Below are 10,999 nucleotides of genomic sequence, written 5' to 3'. Positions count from 1 at the left end.
CTCGTTACGACAAGCGGGCCTACGTCTTCCACGGCACCGTCACCGCCGCAGCAATCCGGCTCTGGCTCCGCCAGTGATCCGCCGGACAGACCCTAGGCGAACGGGGCGAGCGGGCGTGGATGCACGAGCTCATCGAAGCGGACCCGAACCGTTCGCTGATCAGTCCCGATATGTGGTGAGGTTGGCTCATGGGTTCCCGATCGAAACGCCGTGAAGCGCGCAACAGGAGGCAGCGCCGTTCCGGTCCGACGTCGCCGGCGTTCGATCCGCACGCGCAAGTGATGGTGGACTCCTTGACTGCATTGATGGCGCTCATGGCCACATTTGCTGGCGATGATCCTGCGGCGGCGGTCGACGCAGCATTCGACAAGGCTGTCGACGAGTTCGTCGCGAAGCTGGGGCGGTTCGACGCGATCCGGCTCATCGAGGTGGCTCGTCAGCGGTTCCTGCCGATGGCGCGCGAAGGCGAGACGCCCGTCACTGCGGAGGCGGGCGCCGCGTACCTGGAACTGCTGGCGCTGGTCGCTCTCGGCGCTAGGCAAGATTCGGCGACGGCTGGTGCCCCCGCAGTCGAGGACCAGGAGATGAGCCACTTCGTCTCCGAAGCGAAGGACGAACTCGACAGGATCCTCCGCCTTGCGCAGATACGGTCCTTCGCCGCTGTTGACCCGACCGACAAGCTTGCCCTCGTGTCCATGCTCATACGTGGCGCCGAGGTGTGGATGCGTAACTCGTCCTACCCGGAGATGGTCGCAACGACCAACCTGGCGCTTCTCGACGGCAACCCGAGCGTCCGCGCGGCGCTGAACGCCGAACTCGGCTTCGACGCGACCGACGCCCTGGCTGTCCTCGACGCATGCCACCACCTGCAGGAGGCTGGTCTGAATGACCGCCTCAAAGCGATGGGGGACGCAGTACTGGACGCGATGGCCGCGGTGGAGGCAGGCCGGGCGGACGACGGGCTTGCAGAACTCGCCAGGTCCAGTGTCATGTCGATGTTCGAGCCCGACGGCGACCAGGCCACGGTCGCGATCGACGACGTCGTCGCGCGCACGGGCATTGCTGTTGAACGTGTGGGGGCCGTTGTCGAACGGTTCCGCCTCGACCTCGGGACGGCCAACTCTGGGGACGTCATTGATGCGTTCACCACCGGCAGGAACCCGCTGCGTAGCCGGCCGCTCGTCGTCGCCGACAACGGGCGCTTCATGCTGCCGCACCCGGCGTTGAGCGTGTTCGCCGTCCGGGAGACCCTCGAAGAGCATCTGAAGACATCGCCCGTATGGAGCCAGTACGCGAAGCATCGCGGAGACCTCCTCGAGTCCCGCACGCGCGACGCGCTCGACCGCGTACTCCCCGGGGCTCACTTCCGGGACGCGTTCGAGTACTACGTGCCTGCGAATGACAAGGAAGCCGAGACTGCTGACCCGGCGAAGTACACCAAGCGCGTCGAGGGCGATCACCTCATCGTCCTCGACGACGTCGCCCTCATCGTGGAGGACAAGGCCGTCGCGTTGAGCGCGCTGTCCCGCGGAGGGAAGACGACACGGATTCGTACTGATCTGACCAGCATCATCACGAAAGCAGCCGAGCAGTCCGCCCGAATGCGGGATGCACTCGAGCGGGACGGTGGCCTACGTATCGAAGACGAAGGCTGGGTCGACCTCAGCCACATCCGTGAGATCCACACCATCGCCGTCAGTCTCGACGACCTCTCGACCGTCCTGACCGCCACCGCAGAGCTGGTGCGGGCTGGGCTGCTCACCCCTGACAACATCCCCTGGACGGTGTCCCTGCACGACCTCGAGCTGATCACCGAACTCGTCACACGCCCGGCCGAGTTTCTCCTCTACCTGCGTCGGCGCCGCAACCCTGATGTCACCGTCATGTTCCATGCACCGGACGAACTGGACCTGTTCCTGTACTTCTTCGAGGCGGGCCTTTGGGTCGAACCCGACCCGGCACAGGTGTGTACCGCGTTTCCGTTCCTCCCTGAGCCGACCACGGCCGAGCTGCGCCGCTACAGGGCACAGAAGCCGACCTTCCTGACCAGCCGAACCGACGTACTCGACAAGTGGTTTCACACCAAGGGACGTGATGACACAGGTTCCGGATCCGCACCCAAGCCGGCGATGGTGCCCTCGCCACTCGCACCTCTCCTCGACCAACTGCAGTCATGGAACGTCACCGGATGGCTCAGCATCGGCGCGACGCTGCTATCCCTGGCAACGCCCGCCCAGCACAAGTTCGCGCGCCATGGTGACATCCTCCTCAGCAACCCGCGCCCGAACGGCCAGGGCCGCAGCATGACGGTGCCCGTCACGGCCAGCGTCGATCCGGCCGAAGGATGGTTGTTCGTGTGGGCGACACGCCCAGCTGGACAGGACCCCGACGACGCCGAGAAGAGCCTCCGTGGCTACCTGCGAGCCAAGAAGCATCAGCTCGGCCTGCCGCGTGGCGTCGTCTTCCTCTACGACGAACCGACTCGCGATCTCGTCGGGGCCCTCTACGACGGACACATCGGGCCGCTCGACGCCGCGCTGACTGCCACCTTGCAGTCGTTGCGGCCTGCGTCAGAACTTCAACGCTCGATCCACCCGAACGCCAAGCGGCCACCACGCGGCACGAAGGACACTCCCAAACAGAAGCAGAAACGAAAGCAGTAGCCCTTCGCGCCAGGGCTGCCGAACATCACAGAAAAGCCATCTCGGCAGGCCGCCAAGCCAAGTGGCACGCGGCCAGCGCCCGTGCGAGGAGAGGCTCTGTCTCGCGCAAGGAGGCGGTGCTCCGGCCGGTGTTTGCGCGGCTCAGCCTGGACGCCCCCGCGCGGCGCGGCGAGCGTAAGTCAGGCGCGGCGCACCTGGTGAACCAGCCGCCGCAACAGATCAAACGTGGCCGGCCCGAACTGGCCGGTCTGCAGCTCCTCGAAAGCCCCGCTCGCCACAAGCCACCCTAATCCTCTGCTTCCCCGCTCGGCACCTGCAGCCAGCGCCCTTCGAGTCTGCATACACCAACATCCACACCCCAGCTGCGCGACGAGCCCGAAACTCCGCCACGCTGCTGTGGCCGCTCTGCCGCCAACCCGTGTACCGGGCAAGACGCCACGGAGACCGGAGAGTTGAAGGCTGTGCTCTGCGACCCGCTGCACCGGGCGTGGGGCAGCGGTCTACTGTCGGCGGGCGGGGAGCGCCCTGTGGTGGATGGAGGGTGCGGTCAACTGCAGCCTAGTCCCGGTGTGTCGCGACCCGTCGGGCGGACCTGCCGGCCCGGCCGCCCGATACAGCGGCGTGGCTCGTCCCGAGCTCCAAGGGCTGGGGCCCTCCTAGAACCGCAGCGTGACGTAGATCACTTGAGAAAGGTGCGGGGTGATTGCCGGTTCGCCTTCAGGCCGACCCTTAGGGATAGCAGCCTCATCATGCGCTACAGGTAAGGAGCTTCACATGGTCCTGCTGTGTTACTCGGATCTCGAGGACGATGACCGCGTCGGCGTCCCGGCGCTTCATGCCGCGTTGGAGAGCTGGGTGCTTCGCCTGCTGGTCGACACCCAGGACCGGGCCACGCGCCTGCCTGCCCGCTTCGCCTCACCGATCGAGGTCTGCACGCCCGAGGACGAGGCACTGGCGTTGCGGACCATCCGGTTCCTGCGCTACGCGCAGGAACAGCTGATGGACCGGAACGCCCACCTTCGCTACCTCTGTCCGGACTGCCCCCGCGATGGGCAGGCGGGCTGTCCGGCTCTCAACCGGACGAGCCCGAGAGGAAAGACCGTGCACGAGGCGGTGTATGCGTTGCGAATCGAACCGGTGCCCGTGCAGCACGGGACCTGGCTGGCGCAGGCTCGGCCTGCGGCCTCCCGGGTGCTCGAGCGGCTGCGCCGGATGGCCAGGCAAGTGACCACACCCGTGCCCGGCGCCGGTGAGGTAGCCCGCAGGGCTGTCGTGCGCCACCTGTATGAGATGGCGCGCATGTGGAGGGCACGGGGTCTGCCCGATGACGCCGTGAACGTCGACCAGGAACAGGACGGGGCCTTCGCCCAGGACGTCTGGATCGCCTTGATGGAGAGGGGGCGGCGGAGAAAGGACACCGACGCGAGGCACTCCCCCGTGAACTTCATCGCTGCCGTCCTGCACACGCTCGCCCAACAGCTCAGTGGACCAGAAGCATTCACCACCCGCGAAGCCGTCATGGCCGCGCTGGTGGCACGTAACGCCTGCATCGAGGGTGACACGGCAGCCGTGGACGAGTTCTCTCGGACGTGGCTCCATCTTGGCCGACCGCACGCGTGGCGCGCGGCCGTGGAGATGGCCCTACTGGGTGACTGGGTTGAGGCTCTTGGCGGGCACCTGAGTGGCGATGCCGAGATCATGGAGCTGCTCCACCGCCATACCGAACGGGAACATCGCTGTCTACAGCCGCTCTGGGAGCGAAAATCCGGCGGCCGCACGGTGCGGCTGCTGGAGGCCCCGGTCGCGTCGGGGGTGTCCTTGAGAGATGTGGTCAGCGATGACCGGCGCCCGGAGAACGGCCTGTTGCACGGCGAGGTGGACGATTGCCGCGTCCTTGCCGTGCTCGCGGATCTGCCACCCATGGAGAGAGCCGTAGCCATGACCTACGGTGCGCAGCGCGTGACATGGGCCCAGGCCGCGGCTCTGGGCGGCGCTGACGATCCGGATGCGTTCGGCAACCGGGTGCGCCGCAAGCTGAGACGACTGGGGCTGCGCCACCGTGCCGCGGCAAGCCCGTCCACCCTGGTGCCGGCGGCCGGCCAGTGAACACTCTCGGCGCAGCCGCAGCCGAATATCTAGCGAGCCTTGCGGCAGCACTCACGCTGGTCGCAGCGCGCAGCGTCAGGCGGCGCTTCAGGCAGCGAACTGGTCTCGCTCCGGGCGCGCCGGCCACAGATGCGACAGCCGAGCCCCACCCGGGACCGCGCTGACGCCCGGCTGCGGGATGTGTACGACACCTCCCTGAGACAGGAGGCGTCGTACAACCGGGCTCGGCACCCTTATGTTCGCGCCGCCGGGTCCGCGTGGGCGCTGGACGACCTGAGGGCCGCCGTGTCACCGTGCTCGCGGGCGACCGAGGCACCTACCTCGCCATCGACGGAGGACCTCCGGCCGGAGGTGCCCTCCTTGCAGGATGCCGCAGGCGGATAGGTGAACCCCGGGAGCCCTTGCACAGCACTAGGCTCTAGGAGTGACGACACCAGCCCCTCAACCCCCGGATGCCGGCAGACATCTGCTCTACCTCGTGGTGTTCGACCCGGAGGACGGCACGGCTCCCTCAGAGATCTCGCCGGTCATCGACGCACCGCTTGAGGACCCCGATCAATTCGCCATCCCTCACGCACTGGCACGCGACGTGGCCCGGGCGTTGCCCGGGTTGTGGTACTGCCTGCATCTGCCGCAGTCACGAGGAGACCTGGTCGACCTTGAAGCGTGGAAGCTGAAGGGCCTGCAGCAGCTGGCGATGGGACATCACGTGATGCCCGTTCCCGTCACCGCGCTCGACAGCCTGGCTCTGGCCCCGTGGTGGCGGCCGATGCTGGCGTTGTGCCCGGACGAGCTCGTCGAGCGGACCGCACGGGGAGCGGTCACGCTGGGGGTCGAACTCCCCGTCGCCTCCTTCTCATCTCTGGGCGACGCGAGTCTCGTAGAACATTGGCAGGCCATCCAGGAGCGCGTATACCCCGACGTCCCTCCGCTGGCGGGGAAGGTCAATCTCAGCCGCCGCCTGGACCTGGCCGCGTTGGACCTGCCCTGGCGTCTCATGGCTCGCCGGATGGGCTGGGACATCGATGCGCCCGCCGATGAGGAACCACGTACGCTGCTTCATCGCACCCTGCAGGGGCACACGCTCGTCGCGGCCACCGCCCGACTGGAGCGTCAGGGACTGACTGTCGAAGAAGCCGAACCGGTCTTTGGACGGACGGTCGTTGAGGAGAAGGCACGACTACGGCTGCCGGTTGCTCTGGCGCTGCCTGGGGTCGCCCCCGCATACGTACGCGGCGCCTACCCCCCTCAGCTGCGCAAAGCCCGCGTCTGCCCGCTCGCGGCCCTGGACGCCGGCGACACCTGGTCGACCGAGATCGGTGAACGCGATGATGCCCACGTCGAACGGGCGGCCATCGAGTACACGCTGACCCACCGGGCCGTCGCCAACGACAGCCTGGGACTGATGATGCCCTCCGTTCCCCCCAGCGCGTTCACGCTGCTGGCCGACCTGGAAAAGCACTTCCGGGACTCTGCCGCGGACCGCCCCCGCTCGGTGGAGAAACTGCTCAGCCGCCTCAACGCCGTCGTCAGGCCGCTGTTCACCGAACCGGTGATGGAGGCCATCAGCCGGGCGTCGATGCTCACGGTGTTCTCCAACTTCCCGCTGGGCCTTGCCACCATGCCCGGCGACACCGCCCCGCTGGCGGCGCGCCTGCCCCTGACGTACGAGCCGCTGCTGCCGCTGACCCGCACCGTGCAGAAGGCCGGTGCCGTCGCCAGCGGCATCGAGTGGAAGAACCGCATCCGCGTACTAGTGGCGGAATGTATCCCTGCCAGCGACCCGGTGGGCCAGATCTCACGAGACGGCTGGCGGATCACTCAGGACACCCTGAAGGACGTCGAGGGGCTGAGTATCCACGCGGTGCAGACGCTCTCCCTGGATGCCTTGCGCGAGGCCGTCAGCGAGCAGACACCAGACATGCTGATCATCAGCGCGCACGGCACCCTCGTTGGCAACACGGCAGCCATCGTCATCGGCGACGAACCGCACATCGAGCTCGGCCTGCAACATGCCCCGCCCGTGATCGTGCTCAGCGCCTGTCACGTCGCTCCCCGGGGCGCCAGTGCCGTCTCCATCACCGATCTCCTGCTGCGCGAGGGCGCGCTGGCCGTACTCGGCACCCAAGTGCCCGTGGACGTGCGCCGCAACATGATGCTGACCGGCCGCCTGCTGACCAACCTCGCCGACCACCTCATCAACCAAGGACGTCACGCCACACTGTTGGAGGTGTGGCATCACACCCAGACCACTAACACCGTCAACGACATCCTCATGTCCACCCCGTCGCTCAGCAGTTGGGGACGGACCCCCGGCCCGGGCGGCGGGCTGGCCCCACTACAGGAATTCATGATCAGCAGATCGGCCGGGCGGCTGCGCGGTGCCCACATCTACCAGGACACCGAACAAGTCCTCGGCGAGATCGCAGATGATCAGGGACGCGGCGAACAGGTCCGCAACTGGTTCCGGCGCCCCGGCTACGTCCCGGAATCACTCTTCTACCTCTTTGCAGGCCGTCCCGAGCGGATCCTCATCTCCTCCATGGAGGAACGCGTCGCGGCGCTCTGGCCGGACTCCGACACTCCGGGCATGTAACGCCTCTGACCAGCGCAAACCCAGCAACCGCTATAGCGGTCTGCACGAGAACGACATGCCCCTTCGTCAGTCATGTCAGTACCAGATGAGCACCACGCGTCAGCGCCAACCGCCAGGTCACCGGGCTTGCGCCGCTGACACCTAAATGACGACGTCCAACTGACACTCCCCTGCATACCAGCAGCCGGCCGCCACGTACCCCCGGACCGCGTCTGGTCAGCGTGGCTGTGCGGCGACCACCTCGTCACCGAACGGCGCGAGGTCATCAGGCAGTTCGCCAACGGCATCGACGCGGCCGGACGCCGGGTCCACCGCGCCTTCCTCGCCAGCGTTCGCGTGCTCGGGGAAGGCGTGGACATCACCGGCGAGCGGGGAGTCGGGGCCGTGTGCTTCGCCGACACCCGCGGCTCACAGGTCGAGATCGTGCAGAACATCGGCCGCGCGCTCCGGCCCAACCGCGACGGCACCACCAAGGTCGCCCGCATCATCGTGCCCGTCTTCCTCCAGCCCGGCGAGGACCCGACCGACATGGTCGCCTCCGCCAGCTTCCGCCCCCTCGTAGCCGTCCTCCAAGGCCTGCGCTCCCACGATGAGCGTCTGGTCGAGCAACTCGCCTCCCGCGCCCTCACCCACGGGCAGCGCAAGGTGCACCTCCGGCGTGACGAAGACGGGCAGATCGTCGGAGCCGGCGGCGAGGTGAGCGAGGACCAGGAGCACGACGACACCGATGGTGCGGTCGAGTCGGCGCTGCTGCACTTCTCCTCTCCCCGGGACGCAGCCGCCATCGCGGCGTTCCTGCGCACCCGGGTGTACCGACCCGAGTCGCTGGTGTGGCTGGAGGGCTACCAAGCCCTGATCCGCTGGCGGAAGGAGAACGAGATCACCGGCCTCTACGCCGTGCCCTACGACGTTGAGGTCGAGGTGGGCGCGACGAAGACGTTTCCGCTGGGGCGGTGGGTGCACCAGCAGCGCAAAGCGCTGCGCGCCGGTGAATTCGATCCCCACCGCAAGGAACTACTGGACGTGCCCGAAGCCGGGATGGTCTGGGAGCCCGGCGAAGAAGCCTGGGAGACCAAGCTCGCCGCGCTGCGGTCCTACCGGCGGGCCACGGGGCACCTCGCTCCCCGGCAGGACGCGGTCTGGGGCGAAGGCGAGGCAATGGTGCCCGTCGGGCAGCACATGGCCAACCTGCGGCGCAAGGGCGCGAAAAACGGCCTAGGCAAGGACCTGAAGCGGGCGGAGCAGCGTGCGGCGCAGCTCACCGCGATCGACCCGGACTGGGACTGCCCGTGGCCCCTGGACTGGCAACGCCACTACCGCGTCCTCGCCGACCTCGTCGACGCCGACGGCCACCTGCCCGACATCGCACCCGGCGTGCTCATGGACGGCGACGACATCGGACGGTGGCTCCAGCGGCAGACCCAGCCGGCCGCTTGGGCGCAACTGTCCACCGAGCAGCAGGAACGGCTGTCCAGGCTGGACATCAAGCCCGCTGAGGCTCCGGCGGCCAAGGGCGCGACGAAGGGCCCGAACAGGGCACAGCAGGCGTTCCAGCGCAGCCTGACGGCCCTCGCACAGTGGGTAGAGCGAGAGGGCGTGGACCGGCCGGTGCCGCGCGGCCATAGCGAAGAAATCGTGGTCGACGGCGAGAGTGAACCGGTGATCGTGAAGCTGGGCGTATGGGTCTCCAACACCAAGACCCGTCGCGACAAGCTCACCCCTGAACAGTTGGACGCACTACGAGAACTCGGCATGCAATGGGCCTGATGCTCCGCTAGCCAGCCGGGCGGTGAATCGGATGGTCACCGAAGTACACGGCCAGGCCCCAGGACAAGCGTCCTGGAGTGGGCCTCGTGCCATCAGCCCATGGTTGCCGCTGGCCAAGACCCGGAAGGGTTCCCGTTGACAATCGCAGCCGCCCAGCCCGCCGGTCGTCAGCTCCGGCGCAGGGCGAATGCCACGGCGAACGCGGCAATCAGCGCCGAGGCCACCCCGCCCACCGCCCCGATCGGCCCGGTCAACGAGGGGTGAACGAGGCACAGGTAGAGCGTGGCGGCCAGGACTAGGACAAAGACGATCCCCAGCACCAGAAGCAGCACGGGGTCCATGCCCGAGGGCTGCGTGGCCGACGGCTGCTGGGACTGGTTGGTACCGGTGGACATGATGGTTTCCTCCCTGGGATGCCTGCGGACGGTCCGCAGGCGGAACGCGGAGCACGAGGCGCCCACACCCCGTGCATCGCGGGGTGCCAGACGGACAGCAGAGTGCGAGATGGCGGGGTTGCGGCCCGCAAGTCGGCCGGGATCACCGCCCAGCAGCTGCGGCCGTCTTCCTGGGCTTGCGCGGCCGTGTGATGGCCGTGCGCTGGTACTGGTGGACCATGGTGAAGCCGAGCGGGGAGAGCGGGGCCTTGGTGCGGTGCTCGCGTCGCTCGACGAGCCCAAGGGCGACGAGCTTCTTCAGCCCGCGTTCGTGAGTGTCGGGGGACCAGCCGTACCACTCGGGGGCTTTCTCCGCGGGGAAGGTCGACCAGTTCTTCTCGCGGGCGACAACCAAGAACAGGGCCAGGGCCGGCAGATCCAGGACCTCGTCACGGCCCAGCGTCCAGAACGTGGTTGGGATCTGCAGGAAACGGTTCTCCTCCGTGTCGCCCACGGGGCGGTCGTAGGACTTCCCGCTGCCGTCCTCGCGCAGGAGAGTGACCGTGATCATGGTTCCGCTGCGGCTGCACTCGATCAGCTTCCGCGCCTGCAGCCGGCGCAGAGCCCGCCACGCACCGGTACGGGCGGACTGGTCGGTCGCGGTCTCGTGGATGTCCATCAGCCGCGCCCACACCGCGCTGTCGTGCGTGGTCGACCAGCCGTTGTCCCCGTTGCTGCACGCGGCCACGATGATCAGGTAGGCCTTGAGGCCTCGCAGGTCCCTGCCGGTCACGAAGTCCTTCAGGGGCCCATGGCGGCTGGCGGCCCCCTTGTTCGCCTGGACGAAGGTCTTGCGCAGCGGCACGTTGGCCCGGATCGAACGGGTGAGGACCGCCGCACGAGTGTCCCGCCCAGTCGCGGTCGTCTCCTGCATGTCCCGCTTGGCGGGCGTCGTCGTCTTCATGCCCCAGAAGGTAGCCAGCTGGGCCCTCTGATCCCAAACGATCCAGCCTATCGATGTCTGATGTACCAGCGGCTGATCATGGACGTCCCAGCGGGTGTATGGGAGAGCCGCTGAAAGATCCATGTGACAGATCCAAGTGGGAGACCCAGGTGAAAGTTCAACTGGGATAACTACTGTTTGGGATGGGGTACGCCTCAGCTCCTCAACCCGCATGCCCGGCCGCCGCCGTCCCAGCACGACGGCGGACCCGACCGACCACCTCGCTTTTCCGGCCGCCGACCCCGCTTCGCACCCCTGGCCCCGTTCCGCCAGCACCCACAGCACGAGGCCGCGGGCGGCCCTCTGAGCGCCCTTCAGGCACTGCTCTGACCGAGGGGCGCCCAGCGGGCCCGTACAGCGGCTCCTTGACTGGTAGCTGCTCAGTGGGCACCTCGGCTCAGAAGCTGTTGTCGTTCCGATCTTGAGAGATGCGTTTCGAACGGGAGTCTCGATCGGGTGGTCGCGGACCGCTGGGCGCATACGGGTGGGG

General features: G+C 67.7%; 5 protein-coding genes and 1 pseudogene. 4 read left to right on the top strand and 2 right to left on the bottom strand.

Annotated features, from left to right (window positions below):
- Window positions 1–188 precede the first annotated feature (188 nt).
- From ACIF9R_RS37600 to ACIF9R_RS37585, 4 genes and pseudogenes are all read left to right on the top strand, one after another.
- A complete protein-coding gene (locus ACIF9R_RS37600; RefSeq protein ID WP_399987523.1) occupies window positions 189–2,663 on the top strand; it encodes a preprotein translocase subunit SecA in 2,475 nt (824 codons plus the stop codon).
- Window positions 2,664–3,437: 774 nt separating this feature from the next.
- A complete protein-coding gene (locus ACIF9R_RS37595; RefSeq protein WP_399987521.1) occupies window positions 3,438–4,769 on the top strand; it encodes a hypothetical protein in 1,332 nt (443 codons plus the stop codon).
- 424 nt (window positions 4,770–5,193) lie between these two features.
- The gene (locus ACIF9R_RS37590) at window positions 5,194–7,365 is read left to right on the top strand and encodes a CHAT domain-containing protein (RefSeq protein WP_399987519.1); all 2,172 of its coding nucleotides are present in this window, start codon (window positions 5,194–5,196) and stop codon (window positions 7,363–7,365) included.
- A 183-nt stretch (window positions 7,366–7,548) separates the two neighbouring features.
- Window positions 7,549–9,132 (top strand): annotated as a pseudogene (locus ACIF9R_RS37585) (Helicase associated domain protein); the annotation flags it as partial.
- Between the two features lie 167 nt (window positions 9,133–9,299).
- On the opposite strand, the gene ACIF9R_RS37580 reads toward ACIF9R_RS37585, so the two are convergent.
- Window positions 9,300–9,527, bottom strand: coding sequence for a hypothetical protein (locus tag ACIF9R_RS37580; RefSeq protein WP_138913360.1), 228 nt, complete (start codon window positions 9,525–9,527; stop codon window positions 9,300–9,302).
- 142 nt (window positions 9,528–9,669) lie between these two features.
- Window positions 9,670–10,470, bottom strand: a complete 801-nt coding sequence (locus ACIF9R_RS37575; protein ID WP_399987517.1) for a hypothetical protein — start codon at window positions 10,468–10,470, stop codon at window positions 9,670–9,672.
- Between the last annotated feature and the right edge of the window lie 529 nt (window positions 10,471–10,999).

The sequence above is a fragment of the Streptomyces sp. NPDC086080 genome, from assembly GCF_044540255.1.
GTDB lineage: Bacteria > Actinomycetota > Actinomycetes > Streptomycetales > Streptomycetaceae > Streptomyces.
This window is presented reverse-complemented; position numbering and strand designations above follow the sequence as displayed.